Origin of the sequence: Mucilaginibacter segetis (assembly GCF_016522075.1) — a bacterium.
GTDB classification, from domain to species: Bacteria; Bacteroidota; Bacteroidia; order Sphingobacteriales; family Sphingobacteriaceae; genus Mucilaginibacter; species Mucilaginibacter segetis.
Map to the genome: position 1 here is coordinate 771,497 of NZ_JAEHFW010000001.1, position 19,686 is coordinate 791,182.

Here is a 19,686-nt window from a genome sequence, read left to right on the forward strand (position 1 = left end):
TTTTTGCAGTAATTTTTTAGCTTAGTACTGTGGAAAATTATGCAAGCAACATTAGTATAAAAGCCTGGGCGGAGGAAGATCGTCCGCGCGAAAAATTAATAGCGCAGGGCAGGCGCGCCCTGACAGATGCCGAACTGATGGCTATACTTATAGGCAGCGGCAGTCGTAACGAAACCGCCGTGGAACTAAGTAAGCGCATACTGCACCATTACAATAACGATCTTAATAAACTCGGCAAGGCTACTATAAGCGAGTTATGCAATTTTCGCGGGATCGGCGAAGCTAAGGCCATTGCTATTATTGCCGCGCTGGAGATAGGGCGCAGACGAGGTGAAACCGAAACTAAGGCACCCGATCAAATAAGCAGTAGCCGTGATGCTTATCAAATTATGCGTCGCCATTTGATGGATATTAACCACGAGGAATTCTGGATCATATTAATAAGCCAGTCGGCAAAGGTGCTGGCTAAAGAACTGGTAAGTAAAGGTGGCCTCAGTGGTACCGTAGCTGATCCTAAGATCATCTTCCACATGGCACTGCAACGGCAGGCCAGCAGTATTATTCTGGTACATAATCATCCATCGGGTAATTTAAAGCCCAGTCAGCAGGATCTTTCGCTCACCAAAAAAATAGCAGATGCAGGGCGATTGCTGGATATTAAAGTACTTGACCATTTGATACTTGCAGATACCGGTTACTTCAGTTTCGGCGATGAAGGGTTAATGTGAGGTGCATAGCCCGTCATCCTGGGACTTGTTTAAGGAACCTGTCATACAGGCTTTTAACCTTCCAAATGAGTTGCTGAAATAATTCAGCATGACAAAGTTTAGGGCATAAGGTTGTAACTGTTTTTTAAAACAACCCGTCAACCGGAATGTTATGATAGTAAATAAAACCACACACCATGATAACTCCACCCGAAGAACAAGATGATATGCTGCAACAGGACGACCAGCGTGGCCAAACAGACGAACAGATGAGCCAGCAGGATATCCACTCCAATGGCTTTGATGAAACTAATAACGATATAGGGGAAACTGATGAGACCCAGGAGGCAGAACGGGCTTATGATGCAGCCGAACCGGCATATACGCTTAATTTAGATGACGACGATAATACAACAGATGACGACGATTAAATGAGCGTTATTTTGTCCGTCCGTCCGGAAGTGCCATATTTTCGAACGGACGGGCATTTTTGGTTAGTGTTAACTCTTCAAATATATTGCGACAGCACCCCGGACATTATATTACGGCTTTGATTAGTAATAGTAACACTTTCTAATAATCAGCTTACCCTACCTCACCTTTCTCCTTTAACCCTTTCAGCTTTCCAAGCCAAATCCTATCTTTGCCGATTATCATTTCTGCATAATGAAGATATCTTACAATTGGCTCAAAGAATTTATTGATACCGATAAAACCCCCGAAGAACTATCCACTATATTAACCGGTACCGGCTTAGAAGTGGAAAGTCTGGAGAAGGTACAGGCTATACCCGGCGGGTTAGAGGGGCTTGTTATAGGTTACGTAACCGAATGTGTACAACATCCTAATGCCGACAGGCTTAAAGTAACCAAAGTAGATGTAGGCGGTGTGGAGCCTTTACAAATTGTTTGCGGCGCTAACAACGTAGCTGCAGGGCAAAAGGTAGTGGTAGCAACAGTAGGCACTACGGTGTACCCAACTGCAGGCGAACCTTTTAAAATAAACCGGTCGAAAATACGGGGCGAAGTATCTGAGGGGATGATATGCGCCGAGGATGAAATAGGTTTAGGAACAGATCACGCAGGTATAATGGAACTTGATGCCGATGCCGTTGTGGGTACCCCTGCAAAAAGTTATTTTAAACTGAATGATGATCATATGTACGAAATTGGGCTTACCCCAAATCGTGCTGATGCCATGTCGCATCTAGGTACAGCGAGGGATATTGCGGCTTATTTAAAATTAGAAGTTAAAAAACCTGATGTAAGCGCCTTTAAGGTGAATAACACCAGCAGCCCCATAAAAGTTATTGTAGAGAACGAGCAGGCAAGTCCACGGTATTCGGGCATAAGTATTTCGGGAATAAAGGTAGCAGACTCGCCACAGTGGTTAAAAGAGCGGTTGGCTGTTATAGGAGTACGCAGTATTAATAACGTGGTTGATGTTACAAATTATGTTTTGCATGAACTGGGGCAGCCACTGCACGCGTTTGATGCCGCTGCCATAACAGGTAACAAGGTTATCGTGAAAAATTGTGCCGAAGGTACGCTGTTCAAAACATTGGATGGTGTAGAGCGTAAATTAAGTGCCGATGACCTGATGATCTGTAATGCCGATGAACCTATGTGTATCGCAGGGGTTTTTGGTGGTATTAGTTCGGGTGTTAGCGCATCAACAACCACAATATTTTTAGAGAGCGCTTACTTCAACGCGGTTTCTGTACGTAAAACAGCTAAGCGGCATGGCTTAAAAACCGATGCTTCCTTCCGTTTCGAGCGCGGTACCGATCCGGATATGACAGTTTTTGCGCTTAAGCGCGCAGCATTGCTTATTCAACAGGTAGCTGGTGGCGAAGTATCTTCCGATATATTTGATCATTATCCCGCTCCAGTTGCGCCATTTGAGGTGGATGTTGCCTATAAAAATATCGACAGATTAATAGGCAAAGCCCTTGGTAACGATACCATAAAAGCTATAATTACTGCATTGGATATTGTCATTGTAAGCGAAACTGAAGAAGGGCTATACTTACAGGTACCTCCGTACAGGGTGGATGTAACGCGCGAAGTAGATGTGGTGGAAGAAGTATTGCGTATTTACGGATATAACAATATAGAAATACCGGTACAGATAAGGGCATCACTTAATACATCTGTGAGGCCTGAGAGGGATACTGTGCAGAACCTGATCTCGGATATATTGAGCGCGAATGGCTTTAACGAGATCATGTCTAACTCGCTTACCAAATTAAGTTACTCCAATGAACCTGATCATGCAGTTAAAATCGTAAATCCGCTAAGCAGCGATCTGGACGTAATGCGCCAGAGTATGTTGTACTCGGGCTTAGAGGCAATTGCTTATAACGTCAATAGAAAAAGTGCTGATCTTAAATTATATGAGTTCGGCAAGGTATACAGCCTGGTTAATGAGAAATATATCGAAGCACAACGTTTCTCGGTATTTGTTACAGGGGATGCTGATTCGGCACAATGGAACCAAAAGGCTGCGCCTGCAACTTTTTACCACCTTAAGGCAATTGTTGACGGTTTGCTTAAAAAACTTAACGTAACCGATTACATGGTAGAAGATACCACCGCTACAGACCTTGCCTACGGTTTGCAATACTTACGCGGAAATAAAGTGTTGGTTAACTTTGGGTCGGTTGCATCAGGAGCTCTGAAAAAGGCCGACGTGGACAAACAAGTGCTATATGCTGACTTTGATTTTGATGCGATATTAAAATTGGTTCGCAAAAATGTAATTGTTTATCAGGAGGTTTCCAAATTCCCTGCAGTAAGGCGCGACCTGAGTATGCTTATAGACCGCAGCGTTACCTTTGGGCAGTTAAAGCAAATAGCCCTTAAAACCGACAAGAAGTTATTGAAGGAAGTAGATGTGTTTGATGTATACATAGGAGATAAGTTGCCGGATGGAAAAAAATCGTATGCACTGAGTTTTATACTTCAGGATACAGAAAAAACTTTGACCGATAAGGCAATTGATGCTACTATGCAGAAATTAATTTATAATTTAGATAAAGAAGCAGGAGCAGAGATAAGGAAATAGTTTATAGGCGCGTGGTGTAGCATGAGCTATTAAAAGCCGGCAACAAACCATGCAATTAATCCAGCTCAATTAACGCATTATTAATAACAATAAATGGCCTCAGTAGCAGAGCAATTAAACAAAGTTGTAGAAAAAACAGAGCGCTTAATTGAGCTTTGCGCTGCATTGCAGGAAGAAAATGACCTGTTAAAGCTGGAAAATGAGGCTCTTAACGTAGCATTAAAAGCCAGTACCGGCAAAACAAAAGACCTGGAAGAGAAGCTTCGTGTATTGAAACTTGCGAAATCTTTTTCAGAAACAAATGAAAAAAGTGTTGATATTAAACAAAAAATTAACGACTTTGTGCAGGAAATAGATAAGTGTATTGTGTTGCTTAAAAAGTGATACAAAAAGTGAAAAGCTCAAATGGGAGAAATCTCAATAAAAATAAATATTGCTGACAGAGTTTACCCTTTAAAGGTAAACATGGAAGAAGAAGAGATAATACGAAGAGCAGCTAAGCTGATCAACGACCGTATAAAGGAGTATCAGGAAAACTATGCGGTTAGGGATAAACAGGATCTGCTTTCAATGTGTGTGCTGCATTATGCAACATCATCATTAAAAGCTGATAAAAAGGTCACGACGGAGGATACCGAAGTAGCCGAGAAGGTTTACCATTTAGATCACTTACTGAACGATTTTTTTTCGAAGTAATAAACGTTCTTTACATATAACAGAGCACATTAAGATTTAACCGCAGTTAAATTTTAAGTTTCACTATTAAAAACTTAACGCTTCAATATCTACGGATCAAAGAGGCATGCGTTGATCGTGAATTTGACGGTAACCCGTGATTCAACTAATCCGATAAGAAGTTTTTACAATACATGAAGCTTAAAAATTAGTTGCGGTTTTTTTATTATATACCTAAAAAATGGACATCATATTATACATTATTATCGGGTTGCTTGCAGGCATCCCCACCGGCATCGTTATAGGGCGTTTCCTGTTACGTAAGCTATTTAAAGATCAGGAAGTAGCCGCCCAAAACAAAGTAAAAAAGATACTTAAAGAGGCCGAGATCAATTCAGAGATCCTGAAAAAGAACAGATTGCTGGAAGCAAAAGAGAAATTTTTGCAAATGAAAGCCGAGCACGAGCAGGAGATCAATGCTAAAAACAACACTATCAATCAGCGTGAAAACGGGGTTAAACAAAAGGAACAATCGCTAAACCAGCGTTTGGAGAACATGAACCGTAAGGAGAGTGAACTGGATAATACCCGTAAAAACCTGGAACGCCAAACGGAGATCGTGTTAAAAAAACAACAGGATGTTGATCAGCTGAAAAATCAGCATGTACAACAGTTGGAGAATATTGCAGGCCTCTCTGCCGAGGAAGCAAAAAATCAGTTGGTAGAGAACCTGCGCGAGGAGGCACGCAGTAAGGCTATGGCGCAAATAAAAGATATTGTTGACGAAGCCAAGCTAACAGCCACCAAGGAGGCTAAAAAAATTGTTATACAAACCATACAGCGCACCGCTACCGAGAGCGCTATAGAGAATACAGTATCTATCTTTAATATTGAGAATGATGAGATAAAGGGCCGTATAATCGGTCGTGAAGGGCGTAACATACGTGCACTGGAAGCAGCAACTGGTATAGAAATTATCGTGGATGACACACCGGAAGCCATCATACTTTCGGGCTTTGATCCGGTTAGGCGAGAAATTGCCCGCTTGGCTATGCACCGCCTGGTTACCGATGGTCGTATACACCCTGCCCGTATAGAGGAGGTGGTTGCCAAAACCAAAAAGCAGATAGAAGAAGAAATTGTAGAGATAGGCGAGCGTACGGTTATTGATCTGGGCATTAACGGCCTGCACCCCGAGCTTATCCGTATGGTAGGCCGTATGCGTTACCGATCATCATACGGGCAAAATCTGTTGCAGCACTCGCGAGAGGTTGCAAACTTCTGTGCTACTATGGCGGCAGAGCTGGGCTTAAATGTGAAACTGGCCAAACGCGCAGGCTTACTGCACGATATTGGTAAAGTACCTGATGATAACCCGGAATTGCCTCACGCTATTTTAGGTATGCAGCTTGCTGAAAAGTATAAGGAGCATCCCGAAGTATGCAACGCTATTGGCGCCCATCATGATGAGGTAGAAATGACCTCGATGCTATCACCTATTATACAGGTTTGTGATGCCATATCAGGTGCAAGACCAGGTGCACGCCGCGAGGTAGTGGAAAGTTATATTAAACGCCTTAAAGAGCTGGAAGAGCTTGCTTTGTCTTACCCCGGAGTCGAAAAAACCTTTGCTATACAGGCAGGCCGTGAACTACGTGTAGTAGTGGAAAGTGAAAAGATAACTGATGCGCAATCAGAAGTGTTGGCGGCAGATATATCAAACCGTATACAAACAGAAATGACCTACCCGGGCCAGATAAAGGTTACCGTAATCCGGGAAACCCGCTCGGTGGCATTTGCTAAATAATAATGCTTTATACAGGCCCTCTCTTTTAAATGGGGAGGGCTTTTTTATTTTATGGCCAGATCAGGAAAAAAAGTATATAATCCCGTGTCCCCTAAAAAAGAGGATCTCCGTCCTGTTGATGTATATTTTAATCGTTTAAATGCAAGTCATCAGCAAAGTACTAACCTGCTGTTGCATTTCATAGGAGTGCCTTTAATGGTATTGGGTGCTTTAGCTATAGCCTGGGCAATACCTTTTCCGCATTTTAGCTTTATAGGTAAGTACAACGGCTATTTTAACTGGGCATCGTTCTTAATCGCTTTTTGGATTTATTACACTTTAAAGTTATCGCCCATGTTGTCGTACCTTATGCTGTTTTTAATGTTTGGCTTTAGTTATGGCGTAATGGAACTTTCTGCCATAGAACAAATAAGTGGTATTCCGCTAATTTGGATTGGTACTTTTATACTGGCTTTGGCAGCGTTGCTGCAATTCATCGGCGGTAAAACCGAAGGTAAGCCATCTTCTTTTAACGACGATAAACAACTGGTATTAATTACGCCTATTTGGGTGCTGCATTTCCTTACCAAAAAAATAGGGATACGGTATTGATTTGATTGTAAATATCTACAAATTTTTACCCAATTTTTCGAGGATGTCCTGCGGTACCTTTTCAAGATCAAGCACCAGGAATCCATCCAGACAATCTGCAAATTTAGGATCAATATTAAAGCTGATGATCTTGGCGTTAAGAGCAATATACTGACGTAACAGTACCGGCACTTTCATACTGCGTGTTTCTACTTCTGATATCAGGTTATCCAGTCCTTTAAAGGTGTCGCCGCCGGATAGCAGCACATCCGTATCTATTCGTGAAAAGTCAACCTTGAATTTTTTTCGTGGTTTTACATATTGAGCCATCTCATGATCGAAATGGTTGCGGTTAATGTAGTTTACAATAAGCGACTTTGAGAATTTAGAGAAAGAATTGCTGATACTAACCGGGCCAATTAAATAACGGTAGCGCGGGTTATCTATTAAAAACTTCAGGATACCTTTCCACAATAAAAAAAGAGGCAGGGGTTTTTGCTGATACTCTTTACGTATCCATGAACGACCTAACTCCAGGCTTTTCTTCAGCACCGGGGTAAATTGTTCTTTTAATTTAAACAACTCATTAATATAAAAACCACGCTTGCCTACGCTGTAAAATATCTCGTCGCCTAAACCTATGCGATAAGCTCCTACTATCATTTTTGCCTCAAAATCCCATATTAACAGGTGGTGATAATAAATATCGTATTCGTCCAGATCGGTAGCTTTATTGGTACCTTCGCCAACCTCGCGGAACGTAACTTCACGTAACCGGCCTATTTCGCGTATAACACAGGGTATTAACGCTGTTGGCGCAATAAATACCTCATAATTCTTTTCCGTCCATATCTTGTATTGCGCACGCAGTGGCTCCACTTCTGCAGCCAGCTTGTCCGGTGCAGTTTCAGGTGTAATGGCTTCGGGCAGTTTTTTTATTTTAAATATACTGCGTGGACTAAAAATCTTTTTTTCCTCGTCAAGGCCGGCACCTAAAGCGTAAGTTTTGGCTCTTAAATAGCTTAATACCTTGGCGCTGTTATTGTTTTCAGGGATATCTTCAACTTTAATAGGTTTGCCGATGCGTAGTTTTATGGTATGTCCCTGTTTGTTAAATAATTCCGATGGTAGCTTGGCTGTGCGTAAGGCGGGGTGTATCAGGCTTAATAAGTTAAACAATAAACCATTATTGCCATGGAAGTAGATAGGAACTACCGGCACCTTTGCTTTAGCTATTATTTTACCTACTACGGGGTGCCACATCCTGTCGGTTATCTCCTTTTTATCAATTTTAAAAGTAGATACCTCACCGGCAGGGAAAATGCCTATGGGTGTACCATTCGATAATAATTCCAGGGTGTTTTTAAGCCCGCTGATGCTGGAGGAGTGCTCTACATTCTCAAACGGGTTAACTGCTATAAAATACTCGCTAAGGTTAGGGATTTTCTTTAGCAGGAAATTAGCCATCAATTTAGAATCGGGCCGTGCCATGCAAAGTATCTTTAACAGTACCATTCCCTCGATACCACCATACGGATGATTGGCAATGGCAATAAAGCCGCCGTTAGCCGGTATATTTTTTAGCTCGCGCTCATCAAAATCTATATGAATGCCACAACCTTCTAAAATGGCGTCAACAAATTCAGGGCCTTGTTTTGGCTGCGCTTTGGCAAACAGATCGTTAACGTGGTTAATTTTCATTAACTCCATCAGCAGGGCTGCCAAACCGGGCATTTTTAGCTTATCTAATTTTGTAGCCCTGGCAAACTCTTCGGTAGTTATTATCTTCATTCTGCGTTAAAACGGAACAAATGTGTTTAAAATTATCTAACTTAACGTTATTAAACTTTGAAATGAAAGCACAGTTAAAAAATTACTTGTCGCTTACTAAAAGGGAATGGAACGGCATGGTGGTGCTTATCTTCCTTATACTCCTTATTTTAGGCGCTCCTTACATTTATCCATACTTTCACAAAGATAATACAATTAATATAAACCAATTTAATGCGGATTTAACCTTGCTCAAACAAAGCGGGTATGACACCGCGATGGCAGCTAAAAATGTACCTCATAGAGGTTTATTCAAATTCAATCCAAATGGTTTACCTGCGGTTAAATGGAAATTATTAGGCATGAGTGATAAGCAAATTGATGTTATAAAACATTACGAAGCAAAAGGCGGAAGGTTTTACAAACCCGAGGATGTCAAAAAGATATATGGGATAACCGAGGCAGACTATATACGATTGGAGCCTTATATAAACATACCTGCAACTTCAACAATGATTAATAAGGTAGTTGAACTTAATTCTGCTGATTCTGCCAGGTTAACCGATATACAGGGAATAGGGCCTGCTTTTGCCAGACAGATAATTTATTACCGCGAACGACTGGGCGGGTTTATTAATAAAGAGCAGTTAAAAGAAGTTTACGGACTTGACGAAATAAAGTATCGCGAAATAAAAGATCAGGTTAAGGTGGATGCATCGTTGATACACCGCATACCTATAAATACCATTACGTTTGATAAGTTGAGGCTGCTGCCATATTTGGATTATAAGCAAGTGAACGCTATTATTGAATATCGCGCACAGCACGGTAAGTATCATTCAATAGATGATTTAGCAGAGATAGCTATTATTGATGAAGGAATTTTACGTAAAATTGCGCCTTACTTAAGTTTTAAATGATACAAAAGCAAATTAAAGCGGCCATACGCGATATACCCGACTTTCCGAAACCCGGCATCATATTTAAGGATATTACACCCATTTTAAAAGATGCGGCATTGTGCGAAAATATTGTTAATGCTTTTATTGAAGAATTGGGCGATACACGTATTGATGCCGTAGCAGGTGTAGAGAGTCGCGGCTTTTTGTTCGGATTAACACTTGCCACCAAATTGGGCGTGCCTTTTATACCTGTGCGTAAGGCTGGCAAACTACCTCATACGGTAAAACAAAAAGTATATGAGCTTGAATACGGCACTGCAACTATTGAGTTACATACGGATGCGTTTAAACCCGGTGCGCATATACTTATACATGACGATCTGCTGGCTACCGGAGGCACTGTAATGGCAACAAGCGAACTGATAAAAGACATGGGAGGAGTGATTGCGGGCTTTAGCTTTGTTGTAGGACTGGGCTTTTTAAAAGGCCGTGAAAAGATAAGCCCCATTTGCGATAAGGTTATTATACTCGCCAATTATTGATTTTAACTTGTTTTACTAAGGTTATATTTTTAGCCTAATAAATGCTTAAAAACCCTCCTATTACTTTAATAGGAGGGTTTTTGATTTATAAAAAATGTATAATATGTTAAAACCGGCGTAGTGTGCCATAAAACTGTTTTAATTTCAGCAAATAATAATAGGTGCATACATAGCACCTATAGCTTAAAATGAGCTGGTATCATTTTAAAACCAATAATAACCCATTCGCTGAAAGATGAAAATTATTAAACATTGCATATTAACTGCCGTATTTTTTACATCATGCATTACATTATTATTAGCCCAAAGCCCGGTAAAGCAGGTGGGCAAAATAACTGCCGTTACGGTGAGTGATCAGCATATTGATATTACTACTCAAAATGCCTTTATAAAAATTATAGTTTACAGTCCATCGGTTATTAGGGTCAGGATGGACAAACAGCCGCTTGCAGCTGATTTTTCATATGCGGTAATCGCCAAACCTACCACTACAAAAGTTTCGGTTACTCAAAATAACCAGGAGATAACCCTGCTCACTGATTCATTAAAAGTTAATATTCAGAAAGATCCTTATCAGATAACTTTCAGCACTCTGGCGGGCGAGGTAATCAACCAGGATGAACCTGGTTTATCCACATCCTGGGTTAACGAAAGCGTTACCACCTATAAAAAAATGCAGGATAATGAGCACTTTATAGGTTTAGGAGAAAAAACCGGGCCGTTAGACAGGAAGGGAAATGCCTATACCAACTGGAACAGTGATGTGTATGGTTATTCTGTTGGTCAGGATCCTTTATATTCCACCATACCTTTTTACATAGGTGTACATCACGATGTTAACTACGGTATTTTTATGGATAACACTTATCAAAGTGATTTTAATTTTGGTGCAAGCAATAACCGTTTTTCTTCTTTCGGCGCTCATGGCGGCGAAATGAACTATTATTTCATCTATGATAAAAAAATAGAGGATATAATTTCATCATATACCATGTTAACCGGCAGGATGAAGATGCCGCCGCTATGGAGCCTTGGTTACCAGCAAAATCGTTATAGCTATTATCCCGAAACCGAAGTTTACCGTATAGCCCAAACCCTGCGCGAAAAGAAGATACCTGCCGATGGTATAACACTCGATATCCACTATATGGATAAATATAAAGTGTTTACCTGGGACAAGGACAGGTTCCCTGATCCAAAAGGTATGACTGCCAAATTAAAGGATATGGGCTTTAAGGTTACGCTTATTGTTGACCCGGGCATTAAAGAAGAAAAAGGTTATGAAGTTTATGATCGAGGTGTAAAAGAAAACATATTTATAAAATATCCTGACAGTACCAATTACACCGGACAGGTATGGCCGGGCTGGTGCAATTTTCCGGATTTTACTAATCCTAAAGGCCGTGCATGGTGGGGCCAAGAGTTGAAGAAATATGCTGCAGAAGGTATAAGCGGGATATGGAATGATATGAATGAATTTTCTACCTGGGGGCAAAAAGCGCCTGATAACATATTGTTCAATAACGATGGTAACACTGCTACACATTTGCAAATGCATAATGTATACGGGTTAGAAATGATACGATCAAGCTATGAAGGCTACCGTGCTGCATTGAATAACAAACGCCCGTTTGTGTTAACCCGCTCAGGCTATGCGGGTTTGCAACGATATTCGGCGATGTGGACGGGTGATAACCGGGCAGAAGACAGCCATATGCTTGCAGGTGTAAGGTTGTTAAACAGTCTTGGGTTAAGCGGAGTAGCATTTACCGGAATGGATATTGGCGGATTTACCGGCGGTGCATCGCCATCATTATACGCCCGATGGATGCAGATAGGTGCATTTAATCCGTATTTCCGCAACCACACAGGCATTAATACTAAAGCATCAGAACCGTGGGCCTACGGAGAGGAGGTGCTGGAGATCACCCGTAACTATATTAATCTTCGTTATCGTTTGTTGCCATACCTGTATTCTACCTTCTACGAGGCATCGCAAACCGGGCACCCGCTTATGCGATCACTGGCTATTGATTATACGCATGATGAAAACGTTTATAATGGCCTGTACGAAAATCAATATATGTTTGGCAGCGCATTTCTTGTATTTCCGTTTGATGGTAGCAGCGCATTCGGTAAGATATATTTCCCGGCAGGTAAATGGTATAATCTGTACAATGGAGAAGTGCAGAACGGCAGTGCTAAAAAAACTATTGATCTTACCAATGCGCAATTGCCTGTATATGTAAAGGAAAGCAGCATTATACCCATGCAATCGCAGATACAAAACACTACAGAAAAGCCTGTTGATACCTTATATCTGCACGTTTACAAAGGTGATGTAAATAACAAATTTGTTTATTACGAAGATGATGGCGAAAGCTATGCGTATGAGAATGGCGCTTTTTATAAAAGAACCATAAGCTACAATGCCGCAACAAAAACTATAACATTTGCTAAGGCGGATGGGGCATTAAAATCAAAATTCAGCAATATTAAACTGATGTTACATGGTTTTAATAACACCGAAATTAAGTTGAACGGCAAGCAAGTTAAAGTAAATGATGATTTTCAGGCATTGATGAAACCTATCTCAAGGTTTGATCCGCAGGGCTTTGCCAACCCGGTTGAGGGAGAAAAAATAAAAAGCATAGAATTAAATAACACAGCCGATCAATTCACTATTGCTTATTAGTAAATAAGTTAACGTTAAAAAAACTGCCCGCAGCATTTTTATGCTTGCGGGTTTTGTTGTTTAATAGGTTTTTTTATAAATGTGCAATGAAATTATTGTGGGATATTTAGTAATATTACGGTTAAAAGAATTGTCTTTTTTTAATTGTAAACCATATTTATTTAAAATTAACTATCTGATTCATCGGGGTAACTGATCGATGAAATAATATAGCAACTAAAGTTTTTTGTTGGGGCTACACGGTGTCCTCCTCTTATTACTTTAAGCGACAAAAAAGGATCTAAATCAGGGTGAGTTTAAGTTTAGTTATTAATTTTATAACCCTCTTATAATTATATGAAATTTGTTCTACTATTCATTTTCACAGCGTTTTTTGTTTTCCCGGGTTTTGCGGCAGAGAATACTGATAGTTTGCTTAATGAATTGAAAATGGAAATTGGCAGGAAAAATATATATGATAATGCCAAAATAGAACGGATAAAAAACTTAAAACAGCTTTATCACAACACCCCTGAAAATAATCATGATGTACAATATAATATCTGCCTGAAATTATATGATGAATATAAATCTTATCAGTACGATTCGGCTTACGTGTATGTGAATAAACTGAAGGATATAAGCAAGGCCATGAATGATAAGCCAAAGGCTTATTACAGTAAAATTAAACTCGGGTTTATTTTACTGTCGTCGGGTATGTTTAAGGAAACGTTTGATTGCATGGATAAAATAGATGTTTCCGCGCTTACAGATTCAATGAAAGTGGAATACTATTTTATTATGTATCGTTGCAATACCGATCTGGCAAAATATAATAGTGACCAGTATTTTGCGCCCGATTACACTAACGAGGGTAATAAATATATCGATTCGGCTATTCGACTAAGTAAGCCAGGCTCAGTAGATCAGATTTATTATACCGGGTTAAAACATATAAATGCTAATGATAATTATAATGGATCTTTCCAGTTAAAAAAACTTGTTTTTAATAACGCACCTATATCAATGCATATGCGTGCAATGATAAGTTGCTCTTTAGGGCAAATATATATCAACTCGGATAAGCGTAAAGAAGGGATAAATCTGCTTATAGAATCGGCCATAGCTGATATAAAATCATCAACAAAAGAAACCGTCGCACTTTTTACGCTGGCCGAGCAATTGTATAAAGATGGTAACATAAAAGATGCTTATACTTTTATACAATTGGCTAAGGCCGATGCTGATTTTTATGGCGCCAGGCAACGGAAAATTCAGATAGGTGCTATTTTGCCACTGGTAGCAGCCGAGGAACTTAACCACTCCGAAAGGGAAAAAAATAAGATAATGATGTATCTGGTTGCTATTACCGCCCTTGCCTCATTGGTGATCTTGTTTTTAATAATGATATACAAGCAACTGGATAAGCTGAAACATAAAGAAAGAATAATTGAAGAGAAGAATACCCAACTCAAGCATATTAACTATAAGCTGGTTGAAGATGGACATATAAAAGAGGAGTACATCGGGCAATTTTTCAAGATCATATCCGGATATATATTAAAGCTGGAAAAGTTAAAAATGTCAATTGATACCAAGCTTTCCATAAAAAAATATGATGATATAAAGCAGCTTGTAAATAACATCAATATCAAGGAAGAAAGGGAAGTTTTATATTACAGCTTCGACCACATCTTCCTTAAGATCTTTCCCAATTTTATCTCTGTATTCAACTCCCAGTTCGAAGAAAAGGATCAGATATGGCCGCAGGAACATGAAGTACTCAATACCGATCTGCGTATATTTGCCTTAATTAAAATGGGTATTAACGATAACGAAACCATTGCCAAAATATTGGAATATTCGGTCAATACCATTTACGTTTACCGCATGCGCATCAAAGCAAAATCCATAAATCCCGACCAGTTTGAGCAGCGTTTAATGGATATTAAAGTGGTGGATTCTGCCGAATAATAGACTGCACAGATATAGCCTTTTCTATACTTTCAAGACTAATTATGGTATTATTTTAACGTGATTAAAGCGTATCAATGTAAAAATAGTTTATATTTTTTACTTATTTATTTAAAATAACTATTTGAATTACAAGAGTTTAATATTTAAAATGTTTATATTTTTTTGTAAATTAAGTAAAACAGTAGGGATTAAAGCTCAAGACCCACATCTTTGTATAGATGAATAATAAATTTATAAGTGTAGTGCTTAATTTTGTTAACATCAAAAAGGCTTTAAAGTAGCCGATATAACCAATATACCGTTTTTAATTATTTTCTTTTTTGGTGTGCGTTGCGCACTTTGTATAAGTTCAAATAAAGCTTGCTGATTTTTGGTAAGTGTTGTTTTGTTGAGTACTAATGAGAAACCATGTTCTAAAATTATATAAAACCAATTTTTAATTAAACCACAAACTATGCAATTTAAACACTTACTCACATTATGTTTTTTTGCTTTATCCTGTCTCTTTATTGAGCCGGCATTAGCTCAAAACAAAGTAATAACAGGTAAAGTAACCGATAAGAAGGATGGTTCACCCCTTATTGGTGTATCTGTAGTTACCACGGTTGGCGGTTCAGATGGTACGGTTACCGATGTTGATGGTAATTATCGTTTATCGGTACCTGCTGCTGCTACCACCCTTACTTTCACCTACATCGGTTATGATCGCGTAACGGTGAATATTGATGGCAGAACAAGTATAAATGTATCCATGCAATCAACCAGCACAGCGTTAAATGAGGTTGTGGTTGTTGGTTACGGTAGTCAGCGAGTAAAAGATGCTACAGGTTCTGTTTCGTCATTAAATACGAAAGATTTTAATAAGGGCGTGATTTCTACACCTGAACAATTATTACAGGGACGCGTAGCTGGCGTACAGGTTACTCCGGCAAGTGGCGAGCCCGGTGCTGGCGCTTCAATTAACATACGTGGTACAAGCTCTATAAGGGCAGGTAATAACCCATTATATGTAATTGATGGTGTACCTTTAGATAATGGCGGTACTTCCGGTGGGTTTAACTCTGCAGCCGGATCATCTGCTGCCCGTAACCCACTTTCTTTCCTTAATCCGGCTGATATCGAAAATATCAGTATCTTAAAAGATGCCTCGTCCGAAGCCATTTATGGTTCACGTGGCGCTAATGGTGTTATCCTTATTACTACCAAGAAAGGCAGAAAGGGACAGGGAATTCAATTTGGTGCCAGCACCAGTATTGCCAATACAGCTAAAAGATATGATTTACTTAGCCGCGATCAGTTTTTAACTGCTGTTGCTGCCACAGGTGCTGATGCAGCCGCTGTTGATTTTGGCGCGAACACTGATTGGCAGGATGAAATTTTCAGAACCGGAGTTACTCAAAATTATAACCTTGGATTTGGCGGGGGCACTGATAAATCTAATTACCGGGCATCATTCAGTTACGATGATCAAAATGGTACGGTTAAAACAACCGGTTTAAAACGTTTAACCGGTAGGTTAAATGCTACACAAAGCTTATTTAACGACTTTATTAAATTAGATCTTAACTTTTTAGCCTCAAACGTTAAAAACAGATATGCGCTTATTACTGATAACGCGGGTTTTCAGGGTAGCTTAATTGGCGCGGCTTTACAGGCAAATCCAACCTATCCTGTTTATAATTCTGATGGTACTTATTTTTCTCCGGGTGGGTCATTCCGTAACCCGGTAGCATTATTAAACGGTATAGATGACAGGGATAACATTAACCGTTATTTAACTAATTTGACCGCTACAGTAAATTTCACCAAAAATTTATCATACAAAGCATCACTGGGATATGATTACTCGAAAGGGTTGAGAAAAACCTTTTTCGATCCGGCAGTACCTGGCTTTACTGATGCTACAGGTTACCGTAACTTTAATATCGACCCTTCAACCGGTAACGGCCGTGCGGTATATCAGAATTCAAAGTTAATGAATGTTACCGTTGAGCACACCTTAACGTATGATAAAAGGTGGAGCGATAACAGTCAATTAACTGTATTAGGTGGTTATTCTTACTATAATTATAAAAATTATGGTGTGAATGAAGTAGGTTTTGGCTTAACAAGCGCTGATAATTACGTTAAAGATATCAACTCTTTTAAAAATCATTTACCATACCCAACAGGTGATAGTACCAGAACTGAGTTACAATCGTATTTTGGACGTGTATTCTATTCTTATAAAGACCGTTATTTGGTTACAGCTACTTTACGTACTGATGGTTCATCAAAATTCGGTGCTAATAATAAATACGCTACTTTCCCGGCATTATCATTTAAATGGAAGATAATGAATGAAAGCTTTGGTCCGAAAAATACTTTTGACGATTTAAGCATTCGCCTAAATTATGGTAAAACAGGTAACCAGGAATTCCCTGCTTATTCGTCAATAGCAGTTCAGCAAACCATTTATAACAATACCACAAACGTAATTAATCCGGCCAGCCCTAACTTAAGATGGGAAACTACCGAGGCTTACGGTGCAGGTATCGACTTTGCCTTACTTAAAGGCCGTTTAAGTGGTAGTATTGACTACTTTGACAAATCAACAAAGGATCTGTTATTTTACCAGGATTATGCACAGCCTGCAGCTTTCTCACGTCGTTGGGTAAACCTGCCTGGTACGGTTAAAAACCGTGGTGTTGAATTAGGTTTAGATTACCAGGCAGTACAAGGAAACAAATTTACCTGGGAAGTTGCCTATAATATGACCCTCCTGAAAAACAAGATGACCAATTTTGGTAACGGTAACGTTATTACAGGTAACATCGACGGACAGGGCCTTTCAGGTGCTTACTCACAGGTTATTACCAATAACGAACCGTTGTTCTCCTTCAAAATAGGTACATTCTCAGGTTTTGATGCCAACGGCTTTAACAATAACCCGGGGGCTATAGACGTTGCAAAAATTTACGGCAGTGCCATACCAACCTTTACAGCTGGGTTAACAAACAACTTTAGCTACGGAAGCTTTAATGCCAGCATATTTATAAATGGTTCATCAGGCTTCTACATTTATAATAACACAGCAAATGCCTACTTCATTAAAGGTAACCTTGTGAGTGGCCGTAACGTTACACAAGAGGTAGCAAACAGCAACGAAAATCCATTAAACTCCGGCGAGGTATCAACCCGCTTCCTGGAGAAAGGTGATTTTATTCGCTTGTCAAACGTTACTTTAGGCTATACATTTACCATGCCTGCAACCAGTAAAATTAAAACCTTAAGATTGTCATTAACAGGGCAAAACTTAGCGCTAATAACCGGTTATAGTGGCCTTGATCCGGAGATCAACACAAATAAGGCAAGGAATGAAGTACCTTCAAGGGGTATCGATTATACATCATATCCAAGTGCACGTACATTCACTTTAGGTTTAAATGCAGGTTTTTAAAATAAATAATATGAAAAAATTAAATATAACATTAGCAGCTTGCAGTGTAATAGCTTTATCGCTTGCGAGTTGTACAAAATTAGACGAGAAATTATACGGCTCAAAAACGCCATACGTAGCCGGCAATGCTTCTACATCAGATCTTAACGGGGTGTATGCGCAGTTGAACGGTCAGGCTAGTCAGTCAAATACCTACGCATTACAGGAGCATTCAACTGATGAAATGATGGGCCCTACACGCGGTACCGACTGGGGTGATTTTGGTACCTGGCGTAAATTGCACACACATAGCTGGGATCCGTCGCACAATCAGGTAAATGATACCTGGGACGAATTAAATACAGGTGTTTACAGGGCTACCCAGGTGGTAAGTACTGCTACTGATAATTCGATAAAAGCCCAGGCAAGTTTCTTAAGGGCATACTTCATGTTCCAGATAGTGGATCTGTATGGTCAGGCACCTTTCCGTGATCCTGCTGCTTCGCCTGATGATATTCCGATTGTTTACAATCGCAGCGATGCTACCGACTTTATCATCAAGGATCTGGAATTTGCTGAAGCTAATTTAGCTGCACCATCCGGTGATATAGGTGTAGCCAGCAAAGCTGCAGCCGATGCGCTTTTGGCAAAGGTTTATTTGAACAAAGCGGTTTACAAAGCTGCTACAGTAGGCGGGCCTTTCACTTTTGATAAGGCTGATATGGACAAAGTGATCGAGTATGCTAATAAAGTTACCGCCATGGGCTTTACATTGGAGCCTGCAGGTAAATATTTTCAGGATTTTGCATGGGATAATACTGAGCAATCTCATGAAAACATATTCGGTATCTCAAATTCAGCAGCACGTACAGTATCAAACGCTAACACTCGCTGGAGAATGGGTTTGCATTATAATCAAACACCTGATGGCTGGAATGGCTTTACTACTCTTGCTGATTTTTATCACTCATTTGAGGATGGGGATGAGCGTAAGGGTGTTGATTATCCTGGTTTAACAGACAGGGTTGGTTTAAGAGCGGGTTTTGCTGTAGGTCAGCAATATGGCCCCGGTCATGTAGCTTTAAAACAAAGAGGTGGCCAGCCGTTAGTATTTACAGAAGATGTTAGCCTTAACTTTTCAACCGAGGCACAAGGTATAAGGGTGTTTAAATATTTCCCCCAACCATCTGCAAATAACACCGTTAATGATGATCACGCTACAAACGATTACGTAATACTACGTTATGCTGATGTTTTATTAGAGAAAGCCGAAGCTATTATGCGTGGTGGTACCGATCCGATGGGCCAAACTGCTTTACAGATAGTTAACGCCATACGTGCTCCGCGCGGTGCATCAGCGTTAGCAACTGTTGATGCAACCAGCATGCTTGCCGAACGTGGTCGTGAGTTATATTGGGAAGGTTGGAGAAGAAATGATCTGATCCGTTTCGAGAAATTTAATGACCCGGTTGATCAGCGTCCAAACGCGTCTGATAAAACACGCACATTGTATCCTATACCACAACGCGCTGTTGATACTAATCCTAATTTGAAACAAAATCCAGGGTATTAATATTT

General features: G+C 39.9%; 14 protein-coding genes. 13 read left to right on the forward strand and 1 reads right to left on the reverse strand.

What is annotated here, in order from left to right:
- The first annotated feature begins 29 nt into the window (after positions 1 to 29).
- From radC to I5M19_RS03730, 7 genes are all read left to right on the forward strand, one after another.
- The gene (gene radC, locus I5M19_RS03700; RefSeq protein WP_200064149.1) at positions 30 to 728 is read left to right on the forward strand and encodes a RadC family protein; all 699 of its coding nucleotides are present in this window, start codon (positions 30 to 32) and stop codon (positions 726 to 728) included.
- 176 nt (positions 729 to 904) lie between these two features.
- Positions 905 to 1,138 carry a hypothetical protein gene (locus tag I5M19_RS03705; protein ID WP_200064151.1) on the forward strand — a complete coding sequence of 78 codons (234 nt, stop codon included), beginning with the start codon at positions 905 to 907 and terminating at the stop codon, positions 1,136 to 1,138.
- A gap of 235 nt (positions 1,139 to 1,373) precedes the next feature.
- Positions 1,374 to 3,773: a phenylalanine--tRNA ligase subunit beta gene (gene pheT, locus I5M19_RS03710; RefSeq protein WP_200064153.1), complete on the forward strand. Its 2,400-nt coding sequence runs from the start codon at positions 1,374 to 1,376 to the stop codon at positions 3,771 to 3,773.
- A 93-nt stretch (positions 3,774 to 3,866) separates the two neighbouring features.
- The gene (locus tag I5M19_RS03715) at positions 3,867 to 4,157 is read left to right on the forward strand and encodes a hypothetical protein (protein ID WP_200064155.1); all 291 of its coding nucleotides are present in this window, start codon (positions 3,867 to 3,869) and stop codon (positions 4,155 to 4,157) included.
- A 21-nt stretch (positions 4,158 to 4,178) separates the two neighbouring features.
- Positions 4,179 to 4,469 (forward strand): cell division protein ZapA, encoded by a 291-nt coding sequence (locus I5M19_RS03720; protein WP_200064157.1) that lies wholly within the window; start codon positions 4,179 to 4,181, stop codon positions 4,467 to 4,469.
- 220 nt (positions 4,470 to 4,689) lie between these two features.
- A complete protein-coding gene (rny, locus tag I5M19_RS03725) occupies positions 4,690 to 6,255 on the forward strand; it encodes a ribonuclease Y (RefSeq protein WP_200064160.1) in 1,566 nt (521 codons plus the stop codon).
- A 51-nt stretch (positions 6,256 to 6,306) separates the two neighbouring features.
- Entirely contained in the window at positions 6,307 to 6,846 is a 540-nt protein-coding gene (locus tag I5M19_RS03730; RefSeq protein ID WP_200064162.1) for an Mpo1 family 2-hydroxy fatty acid dioxygenase, read from the forward strand.
- Between the two features lie 15 nt (positions 6,847 to 6,861).
- Here I5M19_RS03730 and I5M19_RS03735 read toward each other — a convergent pair whose 3' ends face one another.
- On the reverse strand, positions 6,862 to 8,616 hold the full coding sequence (locus I5M19_RS03735; RefSeq protein ID WP_200064164.1) for a lysophospholipid acyltransferase family protein: 1,755 nt from the start codon (positions 8,614 to 8,616) through the stop codon (positions 6,862 to 6,864).
- 62 nt (positions 8,617 to 8,678) lie between these two features.
- Between I5M19_RS03735 and I5M19_RS03740 the strand changes: the two genes are divergently transcribed.
- The 6 genes from I5M19_RS03740 to I5M19_RS03765 all read left to right on the forward strand — a co-directional run bounded on the left by I5M19_RS03740 (position 8,679) and on the right by I5M19_RS03765 (position 19,681).
- Complete coding sequence (locus tag I5M19_RS03740) at positions 8,679 to 9,515, forward strand: helix-hairpin-helix domain-containing protein (protein ID WP_200064166.1); 837 nt, start codon at positions 8,679 to 8,681, stop codon at positions 9,513 to 9,515.
- A complete protein-coding gene (locus I5M19_RS03745) occupies positions 9,512 to 10,039 on the forward strand; it encodes an adenine phosphoribosyltransferase (RefSeq protein WP_200064168.1) in 528 nt (175 codons plus the stop codon). The genes I5M19_RS03740 and I5M19_RS03745 overlap by 4 nt, the downstream gene beginning before the upstream one ends.
- Positions 10,040 to 10,274: 235 nt before the next feature.
- Positions 10,275 to 12,734 (forward strand): glycoside hydrolase family 31 protein, encoded by a 2,460-nt coding sequence (locus tag I5M19_RS03750; RefSeq protein WP_200064170.1) that lies wholly within the window; start codon positions 10,275 to 10,277, stop codon positions 12,732 to 12,734.
- A 336-nt stretch (positions 12,735 to 13,070) separates the two neighbouring features.
- Positions 13,071 to 14,687: a DUF6377 domain-containing protein gene (locus I5M19_RS03755; RefSeq protein ID WP_200064172.1), complete on the forward strand. Its 1,617-nt coding sequence runs from the start codon at positions 13,071 to 13,073 to the stop codon at positions 14,685 to 14,687.
- Between the two features lie 457 nt (positions 14,688 to 15,144).
- Positions 15,145 to 18,129 (forward strand): SusC/RagA family TonB-linked outer membrane protein, encoded by a 2,985-nt coding sequence (locus I5M19_RS03760; RefSeq protein ID WP_200064174.1) that lies wholly within the window; start codon positions 15,145 to 15,147, stop codon positions 18,127 to 18,129.
- A 10-nt stretch (positions 18,130 to 18,139) separates the two neighbouring features.
- On the forward strand, positions 18,140 to 19,681 hold the full coding sequence (locus I5M19_RS03765) for a RagB/SusD family nutrient uptake outer membrane protein (protein ID WP_200064176.1): 1,542 nt from the start codon (positions 18,140 to 18,142) through the stop codon (positions 19,679 to 19,681).
- The last annotated feature ends 5 nt before the right edge of the window (positions 19,682 to 19,686 follow it).

What these genes read in the sequence shown, in the direction of transcription:
- I5M19_RS03705 (WP_200064151.1), top strand. Translation starts at nt 905, where the DNA reads ATGATAACTCCACCCGAAGAACAAGATGATATGCTGCAACAGGACGAC.
- pheT (WP_200064153.1), top strand. Translation starts at nt 1,374, where the DNA reads ATGAAGATATCTTACAATTGGCTCAAAGAATTTATTGATACCGATAAA.
- I5M19_RS03715 (WP_200064155.1), top strand. Translation starts at nt 3,867, where the DNA reads ATGGCCTCAGTAGCAGAGCAATTAAACAAAGTTGTAGAAAAAACAGAG.
- I5M19_RS03720 (WP_200064157.1), top strand. Translation starts at nt 4,179, where the DNA reads ATGGGAGAAATCTCAATAAAAATAAATATTGCTGACAGAGTTTACCCT.
- rny (WP_200064160.1), top strand. Translation starts at nt 4,690, where the DNA reads ATGGACATCATATTATACATTATTATCGGGTTGCTTGCAGGCATCCCC.
- I5M19_RS03730 (WP_200064162.1), top strand. Translation starts at nt 6,307, where the DNA reads ATGGCCAGATCAGGAAAAAAAGTATATAATCCCGTGTCCCCTAAAAAA.
- I5M19_RS03735 (WP_200064164.1), bottom strand. Translation starts at nt 8,616, where the DNA reads ATGAAGATAATAACTACCGAAGAGTTTGCCAGGGCTACAAAATTAGAT.
- I5M19_RS03740 (WP_200064166.1), top strand. Translation starts at nt 8,679, where the DNA reads ATGAAAGCACAGTTAAAAAATTACTTGTCGCTTACTAAAAGGGAATGG.
- I5M19_RS03745 (WP_200064168.1), top strand. Translation starts at nt 9,512, where the DNA reads ATGATACAAAAGCAAATTAAAGCGGCCATACGCGATATACCCGACTTT.
- I5M19_RS03750 (WP_200064170.1), top strand. Translation starts at nt 10,275, where the DNA reads ATGAAAATTATTAAACATTGCATATTAACTGCCGTATTTTTTACATCA.
- I5M19_RS03755 (WP_200064172.1), top strand. Translation starts at nt 13,071, where the DNA reads ATGAAATTTGTTCTACTATTCATTTTCACAGCGTTTTTTGTTTTCCCG.
- I5M19_RS03760 (WP_200064174.1), top strand. Translation starts at nt 15,145, where the DNA reads ATGCAATTTAAACACTTACTCACATTATGTTTTTTTGCTTTATCCTGT.
- I5M19_RS03765 (WP_200064176.1), top strand. Translation starts at nt 18,140, where the DNA reads ATGAAAAAATTAAATATAACATTAGCAGCTTGCAGTGTAATAGCTTTA.